Origin of the sequence: Burkholderia pseudomultivorans (assembly GCF_902499075.1) — a bacterium.
In the GTDB taxonomy this organism is placed as follows: domain Bacteria; phylum Pseudomonadota; class Gammaproteobacteria; order Burkholderiales; family Burkholderiaceae; genus Burkholderia; species Burkholderia pseudomultivorans.
The window spans coordinates 83768-105548 of the sequence record NZ_CABVPP010000013.1 but is presented as its reverse complement, the minus strand read 5'-3'; the positions used below and the strand labels follow the sequence as shown (position 1 = coordinate 105548).

General features: G+C 64.5%; 21 protein-coding genes and 1 tRNA gene. All 22 read right to left on the bottom strand.

The genetic code is table 11. The annotated features are described in order from the left end of the window. Window positions 1-136: 136 nt before the first annotated feature. Window positions 137-559 carry a DUF1178 family protein gene (locus tag BST28156_RS12075; protein WP_009691273.1) on the bottom strand — a complete coding sequence of 141 codons (423 nt, stop codon included), beginning with the start codon at window positions 557-559 and terminating at the stop codon, window positions 137-139. 139 nt (window positions 560-698) lie between these two features. Further along, complete coding sequence (locus BST28156_RS12070; protein WP_009691272.1) at window positions 699-1289, bottom strand: NUDIX domain-containing protein; 591 nt, start codon at window positions 1287-1289, stop codon at window positions 699-701. Between the two features lie 35 nt (window positions 1290-1324). Next, entirely contained in the window at window positions 1325-1621 is a 297-nt protein-coding gene (locus BST28156_RS12065; protein ID WP_009691271.1) for a DUF2818 family protein, read from the bottom strand. Continuing rightward, window positions 1621-3084, bottom strand: a complete 1464-nt coding sequence (nuoN, locus tag BST28156_RS12060) for an NADH-quinone oxidoreductase subunit NuoN (protein ID WP_174902279.1) — start codon at window positions 3082-3084, stop codon at window positions 1621-1623. The genes BST28156_RS12065 and nuoN overlap by 1 nt, the downstream gene beginning before the upstream one ends. Window positions 3085-3120: 36 nt before the next feature. Beyond that, on the bottom strand, window positions 3121-4611 hold the full coding sequence (locus tag BST28156_RS12055) for an NADH-quinone oxidoreductase subunit M (protein WP_009691269.1): 1491 nt from the start codon (window positions 4609-4611) through the stop codon (window positions 3121-3123). Between the two features lie 18 nt (window positions 4612-4629). Next, window positions 4630-6684 carry an NADH-quinone oxidoreductase subunit L gene (gene nuoL / locus BST28156_RS12050; RefSeq protein ID WP_174902269.1) on the bottom strand — a complete coding sequence of 685 codons (2055 nt, stop codon included), beginning with the start codon at window positions 6682-6684 and terminating at the stop codon, window positions 4630-4632. A gap of 17 nt (window positions 6685-6701) precedes the next feature. Next, window positions 6702-7007 carry an NADH-quinone oxidoreductase subunit NuoK gene (gene nuoK, locus BST28156_RS12045; protein ID WP_004185739.1) on the bottom strand — a complete coding sequence of 102 codons (306 nt, stop codon included), beginning with the start codon at window positions 7005-7007 and terminating at the stop codon, window positions 6702-6704. 18 nt (window positions 7008-7025) lie between these two features. Next, window positions 7026-7676, bottom strand: coding sequence for an NADH-quinone oxidoreductase subunit J (locus BST28156_RS12040; RefSeq protein WP_059519515.1), 651 nt, complete (start codon window positions 7674-7676; stop codon window positions 7026-7028). Window positions 7677-7768: 92 nt separating this feature from the next. Continuing rightward, complete coding sequence (nuoI, locus tag BST28156_RS12035) at window positions 7769-8257, bottom strand: NADH-quinone oxidoreductase subunit NuoI (RefSeq protein ID WP_009691265.1); 489 nt, start codon at window positions 8255-8257, stop codon at window positions 7769-7771. Window positions 8258-8272: 15 nt separating this feature from the next. Continuing rightward, a complete protein-coding gene (gene nuoH, locus BST28156_RS12030) occupies window positions 8273-9340 on the bottom strand; it encodes an NADH-quinone oxidoreductase subunit NuoH (RefSeq protein WP_060240797.1) in 1068 nt (355 codons plus the stop codon). Further along, window positions 9341-11671 (bottom strand): NADH-quinone oxidoreductase subunit NuoG, encoded by a 2331-nt coding sequence (nuoG, locus tag BST28156_RS12025; RefSeq protein WP_174902268.1) that lies wholly within the window; start codon window positions 11669-11671, stop codon window positions 9341-9343. Between the two features lie 82 nt (window positions 11672-11753). Then, a complete protein-coding gene (nuoF, locus tag BST28156_RS12020) occupies window positions 11754-13064 on the bottom strand; it encodes an NADH-quinone oxidoreductase subunit NuoF (protein WP_009694122.1) in 1311 nt (436 codons plus the stop codon). Continuing rightward, a complete protein-coding gene (nuoE, locus tag BST28156_RS12015; protein ID WP_006478266.1) occupies window positions 13061-13546 on the bottom strand; it encodes an NADH-quinone oxidoreductase subunit NuoE in 486 nt (161 codons plus the stop codon). The genes nuoF and nuoE overlap by 4 nt, the downstream gene beginning before the upstream one ends. Window positions 13547-13713: 167 nt before the next feature. Next, window positions 13714-14967, bottom strand: a complete 1254-nt coding sequence (locus tag BST28156_RS12010; RefSeq protein ID WP_009694120.1) for an NADH-quinone oxidoreductase subunit D — start codon at window positions 14965-14967, stop codon at window positions 13714-13716. A gap of 9 nt (window positions 14968-14976) precedes the next feature. Continuing rightward, window positions 14977-15579: an NADH-quinone oxidoreductase subunit C gene (locus tag BST28156_RS12005; protein WP_009694119.1), complete on the bottom strand. Its 603-nt coding sequence runs from the start codon at window positions 15577-15579 to the stop codon at window positions 14977-14979. Between the two features lie 20 nt (window positions 15580-15599). Beyond that, window positions 15600-16079, bottom strand: a complete 480-nt coding sequence (locus BST28156_RS12000; protein WP_006398799.1) for a NuoB/complex I 20 kDa subunit family protein — start codon at window positions 16077-16079, stop codon at window positions 15600-15602. A 62-nt stretch (window positions 16080-16141) separates the two neighbouring features. Next, a complete protein-coding gene (locus BST28156_RS11995; RefSeq protein ID WP_006398798.1) occupies window positions 16142-16501 on the bottom strand; it encodes an NADH-quinone oxidoreductase subunit A in 360 nt (119 codons plus the stop codon). Between the two features lie 154 nt (window positions 16502-16655). Beyond that, a tRNA-Leu gene (locus tag BST28156_RS11990) sits at window positions 16656-16740 on the bottom strand. 112 nt (window positions 16741-16852) lie between these two features. Continuing rightward, window positions 16853-17230, bottom strand: a complete 378-nt coding sequence (gene secG, locus BST28156_RS11985) for a preprotein translocase subunit SecG (RefSeq protein WP_174902267.1) — start codon at window positions 17228-17230, stop codon at window positions 16853-16855. 72 nt (window positions 17231-17302) lie between these two features. Further along, window positions 17303-18058, bottom strand: coding sequence for a triose-phosphate isomerase (gene tpiA / locus BST28156_RS11980; RefSeq protein WP_174902266.1), 756 nt, complete (start codon window positions 18056-18058; stop codon window positions 17303-17305). A gap of 132 nt (window positions 18059-18190) precedes the next feature. Beyond that, the gene (locus BST28156_RS11975) at window positions 18191-19210 is read right to left on the bottom strand and encodes an NAD(P)H-quinone oxidoreductase (protein WP_174902265.1); all 1020 of its coding nucleotides are present in this window, start codon (window positions 19208-19210) and stop codon (window positions 18191-18193) included. A 148-nt stretch (window positions 19211-19358) separates the two neighbouring features. Then, window positions 19359-21506, bottom strand: a complete 2148-nt coding sequence (pnp, locus tag BST28156_RS11970) for a polyribonucleotide nucleotidyltransferase (protein WP_174902264.1) — start codon at window positions 21504-21506, stop codon at window positions 19359-19361. Between the last annotated feature and the right edge of the window lie 275 nt (window positions 21507-21781).

The window sequence follows — 21781 nt, the reverse complement described above, 5'->3', positions numbered from 1 at the left end:
TCGACCAGAGTTATCGCTTTAGCGATTACTCTGGTCCCATGCTTCGCGATCGACCGGAGTGAGCGCTTCAGCGCCTGCTCCGGCCCCATGGCTTGCCGCGGCCCTCCGGCCGCGACAGGGAGACACGCTGCGCAGCTTATTGCAGCGGTTCTTTCAGCGCGGCAGGAATCGGCAGCGGCATCACGTCGATGCCTTCTTCGACCAGGGCTTGCGCATCCTGCGGCGTCGTGACGCCACGAATGCTGCGCGCGGGCGCCTCGTTGTAATGAATGCGCCGCGCTTCCTCGGCGAAGCGCTCGCCCACGTTCTCGGTCTTCTCCAGTACCTCGCGCAGCGCACGCATGACCTGCGCCTGCAGCGCATGCGGATCGGCCGGCTGCGCCTGCGTCGCACCCGACAGGTTCAGGCGCGGCGCGGACGGCATACGGCTGATCTCGGTCGCCCCGCATACCGGACATTCGACCAGCTTGCGGGACAACTGCGCTTCGAATTCATCGGCGGAAGCGAACCAGCCTTCGAACCGATGACCATGCGGGCACTGTAAATCGAGGACCTTCATGCTGAATCAGGGCGTGTGACGAGTGTAGCGCAAAAAGCGGTTTTGTGAACGATCGTGCTAAATCCGGTCGGGCGCGCAGCGGCGCCGCCGCGTGTCACCGGATTGTAACGCGGCGTTCCGCCCGCCGCCGGCGCTGCCTTCAGGGCGTCAGGACCGGGCCGAGCGGCCATGCGCCGGACAGCACGCGGTCCAGCCACATCGTGCCGATGATGGTCTTTACGTCGCTGATCTGGCCGGTGCGCACCCATTCGAGCAGGTCGGGCAGCGTCGCCGTGAAGGTTTCGAGGAATTCGCCTTCGTCGAGCTTGCGCTCGCCGGCGGTCAGGCCGCGCGCGAGATACAGGTCGATGAATTCGGTCGAGTAGGAAATGATCGGGTGAATCCGGGCCAGGAACACATATTCGCGGGCCGTGTAGCCGGTTTCCTCGCGCAGTTCGCGCACCGCGCAGGCGAGTGCGCCTTCGTCCGGGTCGAGCTTGCCGGCCGGGAATTCGGCCATCACCTTGCCGATCGGATAGCGGTACTGGTTTTCCATCAGCACGCGGCCGTCGTCGAACAGCGGGATCACCATCACCGCGCCCGGGTGCTGGACGTATTCGCGCGTGGCCTGCTTGCCGTCAGGCAGGCGGACGGTATCGCGCTTGAGCTTGAGGAACGAGCCTTCGAAGATCGCTTCGCTTTCGAGGCAGGTTTCGGTCAGTGCGGCGTCGTGATTGGGCAATTCGGCCATCGGCGGCTCCTGGATGAGCGTGACGGCCGAAGCCGTCAGCGTCGTTTGACGAGATACTGGAACGTGAAGCCGGGAAACGCGAACACGACGAAGAGACTGAAGGTGATCGCGTAAAACTGCCAGCCCTGTTCGAAGCGGTTGCCGGCGCGCGACTCGAGCCAGAAGCCGAGCGCGCCGACGATGAAATACAGCACGATCAGTTCGCCGATCCGGATCCACGCGCCCTTCTTCGCCGCGCCGATCGGCACGACGGCGAACAGGCGCTGGTTCAGGAACGGCAGGTTGGCGCCGACGAGCGCCAACAGCACGATAAACCAGCCCGCGGCCGACATTACAGCGTCGGCAGCGAGTGACGGATCGCGTCGAGGCAAACCGTCAGCAGCGGGCTCGGGATCAGGCCGAGCACGACGACCGCGAGGCCGTTCAGCACGAGGATCGTGCGCTTGCAGAAATCGCCGCCGATCGGCGTGGAATCCTGCGGTGCGTCGAAGTAGATCAGCTTGACGATGCGCAGATAGTAGAACGCGCCGAACAGCGAGGTGATCACGGCCAGCACGGCCAGCCACGTGAGGCCCGCGTTGACGGTCGCCTCGAGCACCGCGAGCTTCGCGTAGAAGCCGACGGTCGGCGGAATGCCGGCCAGCGAGAACATCATGACCATCATCACGAACGCGAACACCGGGCTGCGCTTGTTGAGGCCCTTGAAGTCGTCGATCGTTTCCGCTTCGAAGTCGCGGCGGGCGAGCAGCATCACCACGCCGAACGAGCCGAGCGTCGTGATCAGGTAGACGATCGCGTAGAACATCGCCGAGCTGTAGGCGTTCGCCGGCGCTGCCGCGTCGCCCTTCACGATGCCCGCGAGCAGGCCGAGCAGCACGAAGCCCATGTTCGAGATCGCCGAATACGCGAGCATCCGCTTGATGTTGCGCTGGACGATACCGGTGATGTTGCCGACGATCAGCGACAGCGCGGCGAGAATCACCAGCGCGGTCTGCCAGTTCTGCGCGAGCGGCAGCAGGCCCATCACCAGGAAACGCAGGCCCCACGCGAATGCGGCCACCTTCGGGCCGCCGCCGACGAACAGCGTCATCGCGGTCGGCGCGCCCTGGTAGACGTCCGGCACCCACATGTGGAACGGCACGGCGCCGAGCTTGAACGCGATACCGGCGACGATGAAGATCACGCCGAACATCAGCACCGCATCCTCGGTGCCGCCGCTGCTGACCGCCTTGTACACCTCGCCGAGTTCGAGCGAACCCGAGGTCGCGCCGTAGAGCATCGAGATGCCGTACAGCACGAAGCCCGACGCGAGCGCGCCCAGCACGTAGTACTTCATCGCAGCTTCGCTCGACACGGTGCCGTCGCGACGCAGCGCGATGACCGCGTACAGCGACAGCGACATCAGTTCCAGGCCGAGATACAGCGTCAGGAAGTTGTTGCCCGAGATCATCACGAGCTGGCCGAGCAGCGAGAACATGCCGAGCAGGAACACGTCGCCGCGAAACAGGTCGCGATCTTCGAGGTAGCGGCGCGAGTAGACGAGCGACACCGCGAAGCCGAGCGCCACCACCGCCTTCATCGCGCTGGCGAACGAGTCGACGACGACCATCCGCGAGAAGAAGTAGTAATGCTGCGGATCGAGCGCCTGCACCGCGAACCAGACGCCGGCGACCACCGACGAGATCACCGCGATCAGGTAAGTGAGGCGGCGGCCGGAGGCGCCGGTAAAGGTGTCGTTCAGCCATGCGACGATGATGGCGGCCATCACCAGCGCGTCAGGCAACAGGACATTCATAGGAGCGTTCATGATCTTGAGTTCCTCCGCTCGCGATTACTGGGCCAGCGGCAGCTTCGACTGCGCGACATGGGAGAGGAGGTTTTCCACGGAAACGTGCATCACGTCGGTGAAGGGCTTCGGATATAGGCCCATCAGCAGCGTGAACGCGGCAAGCACGGCCAGCATCAGGAATTCGCGGCGGCCGATGTCCTTCAGCTTCGCGACGTGGTCGTTCGCGACCGCGCCGAAGTACACGCGCTTGTACATCCACAGCGTGTAGGCTGCGCCGAGGATCAGCGTGAACGCCGCGCCGAATGCGATCCAGAAGTTGTACTGGACGGCCGCGAGAATCACCATGAACTCGCCGACGAAACCGGACGTACCCGGCAGGCCGCAGTTGGCCATCGAGAACAGCATCGCGAACGCCGCGAACTTCGGCATCACGTTGACGACGCCGCCGTAGTCGGCGATCTGGCGCGAGTGCACGCGGTCGTACAGCACGCCGATACAGAGGAACATCGCGCCCGACACGAAGCCGTGCGAGATCATCTGCACGATCGCGCCTTCGACGCCGAGCTGATTGAAGATGAAGAAGCCGAGCGTGACGAAGCCCATATGCGCGATCGACGAATACGCGACCAGCTTCTTCATGTCGGCCTGCACCATCGCGACGAGACCGATGTAGATCACCGCGATCAGCGACAGCGTGATCACGACGGGCGCCAGGAAGTGGCTCGCGTCAGGCGTGATCGGCAGCGAAAAGCGCAGGAAACCGTATGCGCCGAGCTTCAGCATGATCGCGGCCAGCACGACCGAGCCGCCCGTCGGCGCTTCCACGTGCGCGTCCGGCAGCCAGGTGTGCACCGGCCACATCGGCACCTTCACCGCGAACGCAAGGAAGAACGCAATGAACAGCAGGATCTGCGGCGTCATCGCGATCTTCGCGTTCTGCCACGTCGCGAGGTCGAACGAATGCGTCTGCGTGTACAGGTAGATCAGCGCGACCAGCATCAGCAGCGAGCCGGCCAGCGTGTACAGGAAGAACTTGAACGCTGCGTACACGCGGTTCGGGCCGCCCCACACGCCGATGATGATGTACATCGGAATCAGGGTTGCCTCGAAGAACACGTAGAACAGCAGGCCGTCGGCCGCCGAGAACACGCCGATCATGATCCCGGACAGGATCAGGAATGCGGCGAGGTACTGCGCGACGTTCTCGGTGATCACTTCCCATGCGGCGATCACGACGATCACCGTGATCAGCGCGGTCAGCACGACGAACCACATCGAGATGCCGTCGACGCCGAGGTGATACGAGATGTCGAAGCGCTCGATCCAGGTCGAATGCTCGACGAACTGCAGCGCGGCCGTGCTCGAGTCGAAGCCCGTGATCAGCGGGATCGTGACCGCGAGCCCGAGCAGCGAGCCGATCAGCGCGACCCAGCGCGCCGTCCCCGGATTTTTGTCGTTACCCACCGCGAGCACGAGGAGGCCGAAAACGATCGGCAGCCAGATCGCGGTACTGAGAATCGGAAAAGCGTGCATTAGTTTTGTCCCCCCGCCTTATTTGCCGCCGAGCGTTACAAACAGGGTCAGGAGCCCCAGCATGCCGATGATCATGGCGAACGCGTAGTGATAGATGTAACCGGATTGGAGGAAGCGGATCACACCGGCGAACCAGCCGATGAACTTGGCGCTGCCGTTGACGAGGCCGTCGATCACCACGACGTCGCCCTCCTTCCACAGGCCGCGGCCGATCGCCACCGAACCGCGGGCGAACACCACTTCGTTGATCTTGTCCATGTAGTACTTGTTGTCCAGCAGCGTGTAGATCGGGCCGAACGCGCGGCGGATCGACGCCGGCAGATCCGGACGCTTCAGGTACAGGAACCACGCGACGACGACGCCGGCGAGCGCGAGCCAGACCGGCAGGCCCGACACCGAGTGCAGGCCCATGCCGACCCAGCCGTGGAACTCCTCGGCCATCTCGGCGAGCGCCGGATGGTTGTCGCCGATGAAGATCACCTTGTCGAACGCAACGCCGTGCTGGAAGAAGTCGCCGAACAGCATCGGGCCGATCGCGATCGCACCGATGATCACCGACGGAATCGCCAGCAGGACCAGCGGCACCCACACGACCCACGGGGTCTCGTGCGGCTCGTGCGCGTGGTCGTCATGGCCGTGGCCATGGCCGTGATCGTCGTGGCCGTGTGCGGCCGCCATGCCCATCGGCGATTCCGGATGCTTCGGCTTGCGGAAGCGCTCCTCGCCGTGGAACACCAGGAAGTACATGCGGAACGAGTACAGCGCCGTGACGAACACGCTCGCGACGACCGCGAAGTACGCAAAGCCCGAACCCGGCAGGTGCGACAGCTTCACCGCGTCGATGATCGAGTCCTTCGAGTAGAAACCCGAGAAGAACGGCGTGCCGATCAGCGCGAGCGAGCCGACCAGCGACGTGATCCAGGTAATCGGCATGTACTTGCGCAGGCCGCCCATGTTGCGCATGTCCTGATCGTGGTGCATGCCGATGATCACCGAGCCTGCGCCGAGGAACAGCAGTGCCTTGAAGAACGCGTGCGTCATCAGGTGGAACACGGCGACCGGGTACGCGGACACGCCGAGCGCGACGGTCATGTAGCCGAGCTGCGACAGCGTCGAATAAGCGACGACGCGCTTGATGTCGTTCTGGACGATCCCGAGGAAGCCCATGAACAGCGCCGTGATCGCGCCGATCACCGTGATGAACGACAGCGCGGTGTCCGACAGCTCGAACAGCGGCGACATGCGCGACACCATGAAGATGCCGGCCGTCACCATCGTCGCCGCGTGAATCAGCGCCGAGATCGGCGTCGGGCCTTCCATCGAGTCAGGCAGCCACACGTGCAGCGGGAACTGCGCCGACTTGCCCATCGCGCCGATGAACAGGCAGATACAGGCAACGGTCAGCAGGCCCCAGTCGGTGCCCGGGAAGTGCAGGCTCGCGAGTTCCGCGCGCTTCGCGAACACTTCGCCGTAGTTCATCGAGCCGGCGAACGCGAGCAGCAGGCCGATGCCGAGCAGGAAGCCGAAGTCGCCCACGCGGTTCACGAGGAACGCCTTCATGTTCGCGTAGATCGCGCTCTCACGCGTGAAGTAGAAGCCGATCAGCAGGTACGACACGAGGCCCACCGCTTCCCAGCCGAAGAACAGCTGCAGGAAGTTGTTGCTCATCACGAGCATCAGCATCGAGAACGTGAACAGCGAGATGTACGAGAAGAAGCGCTGGTAGCCGTCCTCTTCCGACATGTAGCCGATCGTGTAGATGTGCACCATCAGCGACACGAAGGTCACGACGACCATCATCATCGCGGTCAGCGAATCGACCAGGAAGCCGACTTCGAGCTTCAGCGACCCGACGTGCATCCATTCGTAGACGGTCGCGTTGAAGCTCGCGCCGCCCATCACGTCGAGGAAGACTTTCGCCGACAGGAGGAACGCGATCAATACGCCGAGGATCGTGATCCGGTGTGCGCCCTTGCGCCCGACTGCGTTCCCGAACAGCCCCGCAATCAGCGAGCCGGCCAGCGGAGCGAGCGGAATCGCCAGCAGCAGGTTTTCATTGAGTGTCGTTGACATAACAGCGTTGCCTGAAATTAACCTTTGAGCTGATCGAGATCCTCGACATTGATCGTGTCGAGCTTACGGAACAGGGTCACCAGAATCGCGAGACCGATCGCGGCTTCCGCTGCGGCGACGGTCAGCACGAAGAACACGAAGATCTGGCCGTGTACATCGCCGAGGTAATGCGAAAACGCGACGAAGTTGGTATTCACCGCGAGCAACATCAGTTCGATCGCCATCAGGATGATGATGATGTTGCGGCGGTTCAGGAAAATCCCGACGATCGCGATCGCAAACAGGATCGCGCCGAGCACGAGGTAGTGAGCAAGAGTCAACATGGTTTTCTTTTCCTCCGCTTAGCCGTTGGTGCCCGAACCGGCTTCGCTCTGCGCCGTTTCCGGCTGCGGCTTTTCCGCTTCCATCTTCACGAGGCGCACGCGGTCGTCGCGGCGCACCTTGACCTGATCCGACACGCGTTGGCGCTTGCTGTCCTTGCCCTTGCGCTCGGTCAGCCCGATCGCGGCGATGATCGCGACCAGCAGCACGAGGCCGGCGATTTCGAACGCGAAGATGTAGTCGGTATAGATCACCTTGCCGATCAGGCGCGTGTTCGACCAGTCGGCCATCGCGCCGGTCGCCATCGCGTGCGCCGCGTGCGTGTCGCCGTAGCCGCGCCACAGGATCAGCGCGGTTTCGATCACGATGATCGCGCCGACCACGGTCGCCATCGGCACGAAGCGCTTGAAGTCGCGCCGCAGGAAGTCGATGTTGATGTCCAGCATCATCACGACGAACAGGAACAGCACCATCACGGCGCCCACGTAGACCAGCACCAGCAGGATCGCGAGGAACTCCGCTTCCAGCAGCATCCAGATCGCGGCGGCGTTGAAGAACGCCAGCACAAGGAAAAGCGCAGACGCCACCGGGTTGCGCGAAGTGATCACCTTCAGCCCTGATACCACCAGGAGCAGCGCGAAGATGTAGAACAGTACGGTCGTGAATTCCATGATTACCGGTTCATCGTTAGGCCATAGTCAGGCGCGTATCGCGCCCGTCGCGGCGGCTCGGCCCGTGCTTCGGGCCGGCGCTGGAAACTCGATCAACGATACGGCGCGTCGGCAGCCTTCGCCGCTGCGATGTCCTTCTCGTAGCGATCGCCCACCGCGAGCAGCATTTCCTTCGTGAAATACAGGTCGCCGCGCTTTTCGCCGTGGTACTCGAGAATCTGCGTCTCGACGATCGAATCGACCGGGCAGCTCTCTTCGCAGAAACCGCAGAAGATGCACTTCGTCAGGTCGATGTCGTAGCGCGTCGTGCGGCGCGTGTTGTCCGCGCGCGTTTCCGATTCGATCGTGATCGCCATCGCGGGGCACACGGCCTCGCACAGCTTGCACGCGATGCAGCGCTCTTCGCCGTTCTCGTAGCGGCGCAGCGCGTGCAGCCCGCGAAAGCGCGGCGAAATCGGGGTCTTTTCTTCCGGGAACTGCACGGTGAACTTGCGCTTGAACGTGTAACGACCGGTCAGCGCGAGCCCCTTCAGCAGCTCGGTCAGGAAGAAGGTCTTAAAGAAGTGTTGGATAGCCGTCATGATTTCGTCCGATCTTTACTTCACCCAGATGTTGAGCGGCGACATCATCCAGAAGCCGACCACGACCACCCAGATCACCGTGACGGGCAGGAACACCTTCCAGCCCAGGCGCATGATCTGGTCGTAACGGAAGCGCGGGAACGTCGCGCGAACCCAGATGAACACCGACAGCAGCGCGAATACCTTCAGCACGAGCCAGAAGATGCCCGGGATGAACGACAGGAATTCGAACGGTGCATCCCAGCCGCCGAGGAACAGCGTCGCGGCCAGTGCCGAGATCACGATCATGTTGATGTACTCGGCGAGGAAGAACAGCGCGAACGCCATGCCCGAGTAGTCGATCATGTGACCCGCGACGATTTCCGATTCGCCTTCCACCACGTCGAACGGGTGACGGTTCGTTTCGGCGATGCCCGAGATGAAGTAGACGACGAACGCCGGCAAGAGCGGCAGCCAGTTCCACGACAGGAAGTTCACGCCGTGGCCGGCGAAGAAGCCGTGCTGCTGCGAACCGACGATTTCCGACAGGTTCAGGCTGCCGGCCGTCATCAGCACGAGCACCAGCGCGAAGCCCATCGAGATTTCGTACGACACCATCTGTGCCGCGGCACGCATCGCGCCGAGGAACGCGTACTTCGAGTTCGACGCCCAGCCGGCGAGAATCACCGCGTACACGCCGATCGACGAAATCGCCATCGCGTACAGCAGGCCCGCGTTCACGTTCGCGAGCACCGCCTCGGCCTGGAACGGGATCACCGCCCACACCGCGAACGCCGGCACCACCGTCATCACCGGTGCGACCAGATACAGCCAGCGGCTGGCAGCGGACGGCTGGATGACTTCCTTCAGCAGCAGCTTCAGCACGTCGGCGATCGGCTGCAGCAGGCCGCCGGGGCCGACGCGGTTCGGGCCGAGACGCACGTGCATCCAGCCGATCAGCTTGCGCTCCCACAGAATCAGGTACGCCACGCACAGCAGGATCACGACGGCGACGACGAGGATGCGCACGAGTGCCCACACCGTCGGCCATGCGAACCCGAGAAGCTGGGCTCCGCCCGAGTTGATCGTATCGAACAAGCTCATTTACGCCTTCTCCACCACCAGTTCACCGGACAGGCTGCCGAGCGCTGCGCCGGCAGGCGTCGCCGCCGACACGCGAACGACCGTCTCCGCAAGATTCTCGTCACGCACGGCCGGCAACTGCACCGTACGCTCGCCCTGACGCACGCGAACCGCGTCGCCATCCTTCAGGCCCAGCTTGTCGAACAGCGCGGCCGGCAGGCCGGCGGCGTTCGCAGCCTTCGCGGCGGCCGTCAGGTGCAGCGCACCCGCGCGGCGCACCAGCGCGTCGGCGTGATAGATCGGCACGTCGGCCAGGCGCTCGAAGCTGCCGTTGGCAGCCGGCGCGGCGACGCGTGCCGGTGCGACCGTCGTCTTGTTCGACAGGCGGCCGGCGATGCCTGCGTCGCCCAGTGCGGCGAGGCGCACTTCTTCCGCCGTTTCGTATTCGAAGTTCGGCAGGCCCAGCAGGCTGCCGAGCACGCGCAGCACCTTCCAGGCCGGACGCGTGTCGCCGAGCGGGCGCACCACGCCGTTGAAGCTCTGCACCGTGCCTTCCGCGTTGACGAAGGTGCCGGCCGTTTCGGTGAACGGCGCGATCGGCAGCAGCACGTCGGCGTAGTCGAGGCCGTGCTTGAACGGCGACATCACGACGACCATTTCCGCCTGGTTCAGCGCGGCCAGCGCCTGTACCGGATCGACCGTGTCGAATTCCGGCTCGACGTTCAGCAGCACGTAGCCCTTGCGCGGCTGGGCGAACGCTTCGCGTGCATTCAGGCCGCCGTCGCCCGGCAGCGCGCCGACGACGTGCGCGCCGACCGTGTTCGCCGCTTCGGTCAGGAAACCGAACGTGGCGCCGGTGTTGTCGGCGATCCACTGCGCGATCGCGTGCAGCTTCGCGAATTCCGGATGACGGACGGCCGCGTTGCCGAGCAGCACCGCGCGGCGTTCGCCGTTCGCGAGCGCCTGGGCCACCGCCTGCGCGGCGGCCGAAGCCGTGACGCCGGCGAGCGTGTCGGGCAGCGCGACGCCGCGCAGCTGCGCGACGGCGGCGGCAACGCCGGCCAGCTCGTCGAGCCATGCCGACGGCGCGGCGACGATGCGCTGCGCGGTCGGGATCAGTGCGTCGTCGCCCGTCGCGTTCAGGAAGTGCAGCTTCGCGCCGTTCTTCGCTGCCTGGCGCAGACGCGAGGCGAACAGCGGATGGTCGCGGCGCAGCATCGAGCCGACGACGAACGCGGCGTTCAGCGTCGACAGGTCGGCGATCGGCATGCCGAGCCACGGCGCGCCCTGCACCGGCGCCGAGAAGTCCTGCTGACGCAGACGGAAATCGACGTTCGGCGTTTTCAGTTCGTGCGCGAGCTGCTTCACGAGGAACAGTTCTTCAGCGGTGCTGTGCGCGCTTGCGAGCATCGCCAGCGCGTTCGCGCCGTGATCGGCCGCGATGCCCTTCAGGCCCTTCGCGACGTATTCGAGCGCGGTCTGCCAGTCGGTCTCGATCCACTGGCCGCCCTGCTTCAGCATCGGCTTGGTCAGGCGCTCTTCGCTGTTCAGGCCTTCGTACGAGAAGCGGTCCTTGTCCGAGATCCAGCATTCGTTGATCGCTTCGTTCTCGAACGGCAGCACGCGCATCACGCGGTTGTTCTTCACCTGCACGACGAGGTTCGCGCCGACGGAATCGTGCGGGCTCACCGACTTGCGGCGCGACAGTTCCCAGGTGCGGGCGCTGTAGCGGAACGGCTTGCTGGTCAGCGCGCCGACCGGGCACAGGTCGATCATGTTGCCCGACAGCTCGGAATCGACCGTCTTGCCGACGAAGGTCGTGATTTCCGAATGCTCGCCGCGGCCCAGCATGCCGAACTCCATCACGCCGGCGATTTCCTGGCCGAAGCGAACGCAGCGCGTGCAGTGGATGCAGCGCGACATTTCTTCCATCGAGATCAGCGGGCCCACGTTCTTGTGGAACACCACGCGCTTCTCTTCCGAGTAGCGCGACGACGACTTGCCGTAGCCGACCGCGAGATCCTGCAGCTGGCATTCGCCGCCCTGATCGCAGATCGGGCAATCGAGCGGGTGGTTGATGAGGAGGAATTCCATCACCGACTGCTGCGCCTTCACGGCCTTGTCGGACTGCGTGCGCACGATCATGCCGGCCGACACGGGCGTCGCGCAGGCAGGCACGGCCTTCGGCATCTTCTCGACTTCGACGAGACACATCCGGCAGTTGGCCGCGACCGACAGTTTCTTGTGATAGCAGAAGTGAGGAATGTACGTATCCGCCTTGTGCGCAGCCTGGATCACCATGCTGCCTTCGGGCACCTCGACCTTCTTGCCGTCTATTTCAAGTTCAACCATGATGGTGAATGGTCCTTAACCTATTTCCGCCCGTTCGCGCATTCGCCCGACCGTGCGCTCAAATTCCGCAACCGGTTTCGCGTCAGGCCGCCGCCGCGTGCGCGTGGCCGCCGACCATGCAGTGCTTGTGCTCGACGTGGTACGCGAATTCGTCCCAGTAGTGCTTGAGCATCCCGCGCACCGGCATCGCCGCCGCATCGCCGAGCGCGCAGATCGTGCGACCCATGATGTTCTCGGCCACCGAGTTCAGCAGGTCCAGGTCTTCCTGGCGCCCTTCGCCGTGCTCGATGCGGTTCACGACGCGATACAGCCAGCCCGTGCCTTCGCGGCACGGCGTGCACTGGCCGCACGATTCCTCGTAGTAGAAGTACGACAGGCGCAGCAGCGAGCGCACCATGCAGCGCGTCTCGTCCATCACGATCACCGCACCCGAGCCGAGCATCGAGCCGACCTTCGCGATCGAGTCGTAGTCCATGTCGGTCTGCATCATGATGTCGCCCGGCACCACCGGCGCGGACGAGCCGCCCGGAATCACGGCCTTGATCTTCCTGCCGCCGCGCATCCCGCCGGCGAGCTCCATCAGCGTCGCGAACGGCGTGCCGAGCGGCACTTCATAGTTGCCCGGACGCTCGACGTCGCCCGACACCGAGAAGATCTTCGTGCCGCCGTTGTTCGGCTTGCCGATCTCGAGGTAGTTCTGCGGCCCGATGGCCAGCAGGAACGGCACCGCGGCGAACGTCTCGGTGTTGTTGATCGTGGTCGGCTTGCCGTACACGCCGAAGCTCGCCGGGAACGGCGGCTTGAAGCGCGGCTGGCCCTTCTTGCCTTCGAGCGACTCGAGCAGCGCCGTTTCCTCGCCGCAGATGTACGCGCCGTAGCCGTGGTGCGCATGGAGCTGGAACGAGAATTCCGAGCCCATGATGTTGTCGCCGAGGAAACCGGCCGCGCGCGCCTCGTCGAGCGCCGCCTCGAAGCGTCGATACACTTCGAAGATCTCGCCGTGGATGTAGTTGTAGCCGACCGTGATGCCCATCGCGTACGCGCCGATGGCCATGCCTTCGATCAGCGCATGCGGGTTCCAGCGCAGGATGTCGCGATCCTTGAACGTGCCCGGCTCGCCTTCGTCCGAGTTGCAGACGAGGTACTTCTGCCCCGGGAACTGGCGCGGCATGAAGCTCCACTTCAGGCCGGTCGGGAAGCCCGCGCCGCCGCGGCCGCGCAGACCCGACGCCTTCACGTCGGCGATCACCTGCTCGGGCGGGATCTTTTCTTCGAGAATGCGGCGCAGCTGCTTGTAGCCGCCGCGCGCAACGTAATCTTCGAGATGCCAGTTCTCGCCGTTCAGACCAGCGAGGATCAGCGGTTTGATGTGACGGTCGTGGAGGGACGTCATTTCGAAAGCTCCTCAAGCAGCTGGTCGATCTTCTCGCGGCTCATGAAGCTGCACATTCTGTGATTGTTCACCAGCAGCACCGGCGCATCGCCGCACGAGCCCATGCATTCGCCTTCCTTCAGCGTGAACTTGCCGTCGGGCGTGGTCTCGCCGAAGCCGATGCCGAGCTTCTGTTTCAGGTAGTCGGCGGTCGCTTCCGCGCCGCCGTGCGGGCCGAGCTGGCACGGCAGGTTCGTGCAGAGCGTGATCTTGTGCTTGCCGACCGGCTTCAGCTCGTACATCGTGTAGAACGTCGCGACTTCCTGCACGGCGACGGCCGGCATGCCGAGATAGTCCGCGACGAACTGCATCAGTTCGGGCGACAGCCAGCCGTGCTCTTCCTGAGCAACGGCCAACGCCGACATCACGGCGGACTGTTTCTGATCGGCGGGATACTTCGTCAACGCTCGATCGATTTCCTTCAGGCCTTCAGCTGAGATCATTTTCAGACACGACTCTTTCAATTCCTACCGAACGAACAACCTGCCGCACGGCGTGCGTAGACGGCAGACCTGGCGCTCACTGTTGACAGCTTGCGAAGCCGCGCCGGTTCAGCGCGCATCGCGTGTGACTTACTGCTCGCCGCCCGCTCGCGCGGGCGGTGTAACCATTAGCGATCGATTTCGCCGAACACGATGTCCTGCGTACCGATGATCGTGACGGCGTCGGCAATCATGTGGCCGCGCGCCATTTCGTCGAGCGACGCCAGATGCGCGAAGCCCGGTGCGCGAATCTTGAGACGGTACGGCTTGTTGGCGCCGTCCGACACGAGGTAGATGCCGAATTCGCCCTTCGGATGCTCGACCGCCGCGTACGCTTCGCCTTCCGGCACATGGAAACCTTCGGTGAAGAGCTTGAAGTGGTGAATCAAGTCTTCCATGTTGGTCTTCATGCCGACGCGCGACGGCGGTGCAACCTTGTGATTGTCCGTCATCACGGGGCCCGGATTCTTGCGCAGCCACTCAATACACTGTTTCGCGATGCGGATCGACTGACGCATTTCTTCGACGCGCACCAGGTAACGGTCGTAGCAATCGCCGTTCACGCCCACCGGCACGTCGAAATCGAGGCGATCGTACACTTCGTACGGCTGCTTCTTGCGCAAATCCCATGCGATGCCCGAGCCGCGCAGCATCGGGCCCGTCAGGCCCATCTGCAGCGCCCGCTCCGGGCTGACGACGCCGATCCCGACCAGACGCTGCTTCCAGATCCGGTTGTCGGTCAGCAGCGTTTCGTATTCGTCGACGCACTTCGGGAAGCGCGTGAAGAAATCGTCGATGAAGTCGAGCACCGAGCCGCTGCGCGCCTCGTTCATCTTCGCGAGCGCCTTCTCGTTGCGAATCTTCGACGCCTTGTATTGCGGCATTGCGTCAGGCAGGTCGCGATAGACGCCGCCCGGACGATAGTACGCCGCGTGCATCCGGGCACCGGACACCGCCTCGTACACGTCCATCAGGTCTTCGCGCTCGCGGAATGCGTACAGGAACACCGCCATCGCGCCGACGTCGAGCGCGTGCGCGCCGATCCACATCAGGTGGTTCAGCACGCGCGTGATTTCGTCGAACAGCACGCGGATGTACTGCGCGCGCTCCGGCACGTCGATGCCGAGCAGCTTTTCGATCGCGAGCACGTAGCCGTGCTCGTTGACCATCATCGACACGTAGTCGAGACGATCCATGTACGGCACGGACTGGATGAAGGTCTTGGATTCCGCGAGCTTTTCGGTCGCGCGGTGCAGCAGGCCGATATGCGGGTCGGCACGCTGGATGACTTCGCCGTCGAGCTCGAGCACGAGGCGCAGCACGCCGTGCGCTGCCGGGTGCTGCGGGCCGAAGTTGAGCGTGTAGTTCTTGATTTCTGCCATGACGCCCCCTTAATGTTTCAGACCGCCATAGCGATCCTCGCGGATCACGCGCGGCGTGATTTCGCGCGGCTCGATCGTCACCGGCTGGTAGACGACCCGCTTCTCTTCCGGGTCGTAACGCATTTCGACATAACCCGACACCGGGAAGTCCTTGCGGAACGGATGGCCGATGAAGCCGTAGTCGGTGAGGATGCGGCGCAGGTCGGGGTGGCCTTCGAACACGATGCCGTACAGGTCGAACGCTTCGCGCTCGTACCAGTTCGCGGAGGTCCAGATGTCGACCAGCGACGCCACGATCGGCAGGTCGTCGTCCGGCGCGAACACGCGCAGGCGCAGGCGCCAGTTGTTCGTGACCGACAGCAGGTGCGACACGGCCGCGAAGCGCGGGCCGTCGTAGGCGCCGTCGCCGAAGGTCTGGTAGTCGACGCCGCACAGGTCGATCAGCTGCTCGAAACGGAGCTTCGGATCGTCGCGCAAGGTCGTTGCGACTTCGAGGTAATCGCTCGCCTTCACGACGAGCGTCAGTTCACCGATCGCTTCGGTGAGGCTCACCACGCGCGCGCCGAGCGCGGCTTCGAGGTTGGCCTTGAGGGTCTCGATTTTGCTTGCCATATTGGGGGACGCTCGGGGCTTTATTGACGGGCGATGGTGTTGGTGCGACGGATCTTCGCCTGCAGCTGGATCACGCCGTAGACCAGCGCCTCGGCCGTCGGCGGACAGCCCGGCACGTAGACGTCGACTGGCACGATCCGGTCGCAGCCGCGCACCACCGAGTACGAATAATGGTAGTAGCCGCCGCCGTTCGCGCACGACCCCATCGAGATCACCCAGCGCGGCTCGGCCATCTGGTCGTAGACGCGGCGCAGCGCGGGCGCCATCTTGTTGCAGAGCGTGCCGGCGACGATCATCACGTCCGACTGACGCGGACTCGGACGGAACACGACCCCGAACCGGTCCAGATCGTAGCGGGCCGCGCCCGCATGCATCATCTCGACGGCGCAACACGCGAGCCCGAACGTCATCGGCCACAGCGAGCCGGTACGCGTCCAGTTGATCAGCTTGTCAGCCGTCGTGGTGACAAACCCTTCCTTCAAGACCCCTTCGATACTCATTTGCTTTCCACTCCAGACGGGCGACCGAGCGTGGCCACCCATGCAAACCGGCGATTAACCCATCACTCCCAGTCGAGGCCGCCTTTCTTCCAGATATAGGCAAAGCCCAGCAGGAATTCGAGCAGAAAAATCATCATAGCGATGAAACCGGGCCAGCCGATGTCCCGCAGCGCGACGCCCCACGGAAACAGGAATGCGGTTTCGAGATCGAAGATGATGAACAGGATGGCGACGAGGTAGTACCGGACGTCGAACTTCATCCGGGCGTCTTCAAAGGCTTCGAAGCCGCACTCGTACGGCGCGTTCTTCTCGACGTCCGGCTTGTTGGGACCAAGGAGCTTGCCGATACTGACCAGCGCTATACCTAAACCAGTGCCCACGAGGAGGAACAACAAGACGGGATAATAGGCTGCGAGGTTCAAGGCAATCCTCTATCGGTTGGTTCTGAGCGTCCGGAGAATACCACTATCCGGCGGAAGGAATCATTTCGGAGTGCGTGCGATCGCAAGACATCCGAAAGCGCACCCCACAAATGAAAAATGCCAGCCACTAGAAGCGGCTGGCATTGAGTAACTTTGGTGCCGACGGCGAGACTCGAACTCGCACAGCTTTCGCCACTACCCCCTCAAGATAGCGTGTCTACCAATTTCACCACGTCGGCACTGCATGCAACCGGGGTTGTAACTACTTGTTTCCCGCGAATCGCTTCAAGAATTAAATTCTAACCTGACTTCCAGAATTGTTCAACGCACAAACGCAAAAATTTTAACTTTTTATTTCGGGACGTCCTGGCCCGGTGCGCTCGCCGCCGAACCTGCCGCAGCGGAAGCCGCGACGGCCGGTGCCGACGCCGCGGACGATGCCGCCGGAGCCGTCGCTACGCCGCCGAGCACGCCGGCCGACGGCGTCGACTTGTACGAACCGAGATACGTCAACGCGAGCGTCGCGACGAAGAAAATCGTCGCCAGCACCGCCGTCGTGCGCGACAGGAAGTTCGCCGAGCCCGTCGCACCGAACAGGCTGCCCGACGCGCCGCTGCCGAACGCAGCGCCCATGTCCGCACCCTTGCCGTGCTGCAGCAGCACGAGACCAATCACACCGAGTGCAGACAACACCTGCACCACAATAATCAGCGTCTTGAATAACAGCATCACACCCACCCGATTGGATCAGGCGACCGGTTCGACCGGCCGCCGTCATGGTTCAATTCGATCGCGGACCGCTCAGCGCGCGGCCCGGCAGATCGCCAGGAAATCTTCCGCCTTCAGCGACGCGCCGCCGATCAGGCCGCCGTCGATGTCCGGCTGCGCGAACAGCTCTTCCGCGTTGTCCGGCTTCACGCTGCCGCCGTACAGCACGGACACGTCCGCCGCGCCCTTCGCCGCCAGGCGCGCCCGCAGGAACGCGTGCACGTCCTGCGCCTGCGCCGACGTCGCGCTCTTGCCCGTGCCGATCGCCCAGACGGGCTCGTACGCGACGACGATGCGCGCCGCCTCGTCGGCCGTCAACACGGCCAGCACCGCGTCGAGCTGCTCGCCCACGACCTGCTCGGTCGCGCCCGATTCGCGCTCGTCGAGCGTCTCGCCGACGCACACGACGGGCGTCAGACCCGCCGCCAGCGTACGCTGCGTCTTCGCCGCGACCGTCTCGTTGCGCTCGCCGTGATAGGCGCGGCGCTCCGAGTGGCCGACGATCGCGTAGCGCGCGCCGAATTCCGCGACCATCGCGGCCGCCACTTCACCGGTGAAGGCGCCCTGCTCGTGCGCGGACACGTCCTGCGCGCCCCACGCGACACGGCCGCCGTCGAGCTGCGCCTGGACCTGCGCGAGATACGGGAACGGCACGCACACGCCGATCGCCGTGTCGGCCGCCACCGCGCCCGCGCCCTGCACCACTTCGTTCAGCAACGCCTGGTTGCCGGCCAGCCGGCCGTGCATCTTCCAGTTGCCGATCACCCGCTTGGTTCTTTGTTTCGACATCGTGTCTGTCTCGTCATCGACGCGCCGTGCGAGCCGGGCGTCAGGATTGGTCTGGCGAAGCAAACCCGCGATTTTACTGCGCGCGGCTTGAACCGGTCAAACCGCGCATGTCAAGCCCGGCCGCGCGGGCCGTCACGCGTTCGCGCCCCAATCGAGCACGATCTTGCCGATATGCTCGCCGCTTTCCATCAGCGCATGCGCCTGCGCGGCGTCGGCCGCCGGCAGCACGCGATAGATCACCGGCTTGATGCGGCCGTCGGCGAGCAGCGGCCACACGCGCGCGTGCAGCTGCGCGGCGATCTTCGCCTTGAACTCGACCGGGCGCGGACGCAGCGTCGAGCCCGTGATCGTGAGCCGGCGCCGCAGGATCTCGTTGAGGTTGACCTCGGCCTTCGCGCCGCCGAGCAGCGCGATCAGCACGAGCCGGCCGCCGTCCGCGAGCGCGAACAGTTCGCGCGGCACGTACGAGCCCGCGACCATGTCGAGGATCACGTCGACGCCGCGATCGTGCGTCAGCGACTTGACGACCTCGACGAAGTCCTCGGTCTTGTAGTTGATCGCGCGTTCGGCGCCGAGCGCCTCGCACGCACGGCATTTGTCGGCGGTGCCGGCCGTCGCGAACACGCGAAAGCCGAGCGCGTGCGCGATCTGGATCGCCGTCACGCCGATGCCGCTCGAGCCGCCCTGCACGAGCAGCGTCTCGTGCTCGCCGCCCTCGCCCGCGCCGAGCTGCGCGCGGTCGAACACGTTGCTCCATACGGTGAAGAACGTTTCCGGCAGCGACGCGGCCTCGATGTCGGTCAGCGCGCCGGGCACCGGCAGACACTGCAGCAGCGGTACGACCGCGTATTCCGCATAGCCGCCGCCCGCAAGCAGCGCGCATACGCGATCGCCGAGCTTCAGCCCGAACGGGTTCAGCGCGGCGTCGGACAGGTCGCCGCCGACGATTTCGCCTGCGATCTCGAGGCCCGGCAGATCCGACGCGCCCGGCGGCGGCGCATAGGCGCCCTTGCGCTGGAACACGTCGGGTCGGTTCACGCCGGAAGCCGCCACCTTGACGAGCACTTCGCCGCGCTTCGGTTCGGGGCGCGGACGCTCCGCAAGCTTCAGCACGTCGGGGGCGCCGAATTCGGTGATTTCGATGGCTTTCATGGTCGTGGTCGCTCCTGAATCGGAATCGGATGGCACGCCCGCGCTGACGGCACGGGCGCCTTGCCGGCGCTGCTGCGCCGCACAACGATGCTACAGAAAAAACGGCCGGCACGCTTTCGCACTGCCGGCCGTTGGTCCGCCTGTCCGCTTACTGCTGCGGCGGCGCATCCGACTGCGACGCAGCCGCTGCTTCGTTCAGCAGCGCCTTCGCCGACAGACGCACGCGACCCTTTTCGTCCGTCTGGATCACCTTGACCTTGACCTGCTGACCTTCCTTCAGGTAGTCGTTGATGTCCTTCACGCGCTCGTTGACGATTTCGGAGATGTGCAGCAGGCCGTCCTTGCCCGGCAGCAGGTTCACGATCGCGCCGAAATCGAGCAGCTTCAGCACCGTGCCTTCGTACACCTGACCGACTTCGATCTCGGCCGTGATGTTCTCGATGCGCTTCTTCGCTTCGGCCATGCCTTCGCTGTTCGTGCTCGCGATCGTCACGACGCCGTCGTCGGAGATGTCGATGGTCGTACCCGTTTCTTCCGTCAGCGCACGGATCACCGAACCGCCCTTGCCGATCACGTCGCGAATCTTTTCCGGGTTGATCTTGATCGTGATCATGCGCGGCGCGAATTCCGACAGCTGCGTGTTCGCACCGGCCACGGCCGACGTCATCTTGCCGAGGATGTGCATGCGGCCTTCCTTCGCCTGCGCGAGCGCGACCTGCATGATTTCCTTCGTGATGCCCTGGATCTTGATGTCCATCTGCAGCGCGGTCACGCCGTCTGCCGTACCGGCCACCTTGAAGTCCATGTCGCCGAGGTGGTCTTCGTCGCCGAGGATGTCGGTCAGCACCGCGAACTTGTTGCCTTCGAGGATCAGGCCCATCGCGATACCCGCGACGTGCGCCTTCATCGGCACGCCGGCGTCCATCAGCGCGAGGCAGCCGCCGCACACCGATGCCATCGACGACGAACCGTTCGATTCGGTGATTTCCGACACGACGCGGATCGAGTAGCCGAATTCGTCGGCGCTCGGCAGGCACGCGACGAGTGCGCGCTTCGCGAGGCGGCCGTGGCCGATTTCGCGACGCTTCGGCGAGCCGACGCGGCCCGTTTCGCCGGTCGCGAACGGGGGCATGTTGTAGTGGAGCATGAAGCGCTCGCGGTACTCGCCTTCGAGCGCGTCGATGATCTGCTCGTCACCCTTCGTGCCGAGCGTCGCGACGACCAGCGCCTGCGTCTCGCCGCGCGTGAACAGCGCCGAGCCGTGGGTGCGCGGCAGCACGCCGGTGCGGATCTCGATCGGGCGCACGGTGCGCGTGTCGCGGCCGTCGATGCGCGGCTCGCCGTTCAGGATCTGGCCGCGGACGATCTTCGCCTCGAGGTCGAACAGGATGTTGCCGACCGTGGCCTTGTCGGCCGCGACCGTGCCGGCCGCCAGCGCCGCTTCCTCCAGCTTCGCCGAGGTCGCTGCGTACACTTCCTTCAGCTTCGTCGAACGCGCCTGCTTGTCGCGGATCTGGTAGGCCGCGAGCAGTTCCGGCTGCGCGAGTTCGGTCACGCGTGCGATCAGCGCCTCGTCCTTCGGCGCCGGCTGCCAGTCCCACTCGGGCTTGCCGCCTTCGCGCACGAGCTCGTGGATCGCGTCGATCGCCGTCTGCATCTGCTCGTGGCCGAACACGACCGCGCCGAGCATCACGTCTTCCGGCAGTTGATCGGCTTCCGACTCGACCATCAGCACCGCACGCTCCGTGCCCGCGACGACGAGGTCGAGGCGCGACGTCTTGAGCTGTTCGCGGGTCGGGTTCAGCACGTACTGGTCGTTCACGTAGGCGACGCGCGCGGCGCCGACCGGGCCGTTGAACGGCAGGCCCGACACGGCGAGCGCAGCCGACGCGCCGATCAGCGCGGGGATGTCCGCCGGGATTTCCGGGTTCACCGACAGCACGTGGATCACGACCTGCACTTCGTTGTAGAAGCCTTCCGGGAACAGCGGACGCAGCGGACGGTCGATCAGGCGCGAGGTCAGCGTCTCGTGCTCCGACGGACGGCCTTCGCGGCGGAAGAAGCCACCCGGGATCTTGCCGGCCGAGTAGGTCTTCTCGATGTAGTCGACGGTCAGCGGGAAGAAATCCTGGCCCGGCTTCGCCGACTTCGCGCCGACGACGGTCGCGAGCACGACGGTGTCTTCGACGTCGACGATCACGGCACCGCTCGCCTGGCGGGCGACTTCACCGGTTTCGAGGCGCACCTTGTGCTGGCCCCACTGGAATTCCTTCACGACCTTGTTGAACATGGACATGGTTGCTCCTTTGAATGCATTTCTATCATTCACCGCACCGGCCCTGCCGTGCGGCGGCGTCGCGACCGATTCACCCGGAGCAAGGTGTGTTTTTTATGCCATTCCAGCGCGGCGCTCGCAGAGCGGCGCGCTGGAATGACACAAATCCCGACCCCGGTATCAGCCGTTCCGACGGCCCGGCGCGAACGCGCCGGACAACCTGCGGTGCGCGTGACGCTACGCACCGCGCAAAAACAAAATGCCTGTATCAGCGGACTGACACAGGCATCTTGCTG

Coding starts and splice junctions, on each gene's coding strand:
- BST28156_RS12075 (WP_009691273.1), bottom strand. CDS start 559: ATGAAGGTCCTCGATTTACAGTGCCCGCATGGTCATCGGTTCGAAGGC.
- BST28156_RS12070 (WP_009691272.1), bottom strand. CDS start 1,289: ATGGCCGAATTGCCCAATCACGACGCCGCACTGACCGAAACCTGCCTC.
- BST28156_RS12065 (WP_009691271.1), bottom strand. CDS start 1,621: ATGTCGGCCGCGGGCTGGTTTATCGTGCTGTTGGCGCTCGTCGGCGCC.
- nuoN (WP_174902279.1), bottom strand. CDS start 3,084: ATGAATGTCCTGTTGCCTGACGCGCTGGTGATGGCCGCCATCATCGTC.
- BST28156_RS12055 (WP_009691269.1), bottom strand. CDS start 4,611: ATGCACGCTTTTCCGATTCTCAGTACCGCGATCTGGCTGCCGATCGTT.
- nuoL (WP_174902269.1), bottom strand. CDS start 6,684: ATGTCAACGACACTCAATGAAAACCTGCTGCTGGCGATTCCGCTCGCT.
- nuoK (WP_004185739.1), bottom strand. CDS start 7,007: ATGTTGACTCTTGCTCACTACCTCGTGCTCGGCGCGATCCTGTTTGCG.
- BST28156_RS12040 (WP_059519515.1), bottom strand. CDS start 7,676: ATGGAATTCACGACCGTACTGTTCTACATCTTCGCGCTGCTCCTGGTG.
- nuoI (WP_009691265.1), bottom strand. CDS start 8,257: ATGACGGCTATCCAACACTTCTTTAAGACCTTCTTCCTGACCGAGCTG.
- nuoH (WP_060240797.1), bottom strand. CDS start 9,340: ATGAGCTTGTTCGATACGATCAACTCGGGCGGAGCCCAGCTTCTCGGG.
- nuoG (WP_174902268.1), bottom strand. CDS start 11,671: ATGGTTGAACTTGAAATAGACGGCAAGAAGGTCGAGGTGCCCGAAGGC.
- nuoF (WP_009694122.1), bottom strand. CDS start 13,064: ATGACGTCCCTCCACGACCGTCACATCAAACCGCTGATCCTCGCTGGT.
- nuoE (WP_006478266.1), bottom strand. CDS start 13,546: ATGATCTCAGCTGAAGGCCTGAAGGAAATCGATCGAGCGTTGACGAAG.
- BST28156_RS12010 (WP_009694120.1), bottom strand. CDS start 14,967: ATGGCAGAAATCAAGAACTACACGCTCAACTTCGGCCCGCAGCACCCG.
- BST28156_RS12005 (WP_009694119.1), bottom strand. CDS start 15,579: ATGGCAAGCAAAATCGAGACCCTCAAGGCCAACCTCGAAGCCGCGCTC.
- BST28156_RS12000 (WP_006398799.1), bottom strand. CDS start 16,079: ATGAGTATCGAAGGGGTCTTGAAGGAAGGGTTTGTCACCACGACGGCT.
- secG (WP_174902267.1), bottom strand. CDS start 17,230: ATGCTGTTATTCAAGACGCTGATTATTGTGGTGCAGGTGTTGTCTGCA.
- tpiA (WP_174902266.1), bottom strand. CDS start 18,058: ATGTCGAAACAAAGAACCAAGCGGGTGATCGGCAACTGGAAGATGCAC.
- BST28156_RS11975 (WP_174902265.1), bottom strand. CDS start 19,210: ATGAAAGCCATCGAAATCACCGAATTCGGCGCCCCCGACGTGCTGAAG.
- pnp (WP_174902264.1), bottom strand. CDS start 21,506: ATGTCCATGTTCAACAAGGTCGTGAAGGAATTCCAGTGGGGCCAGCAC.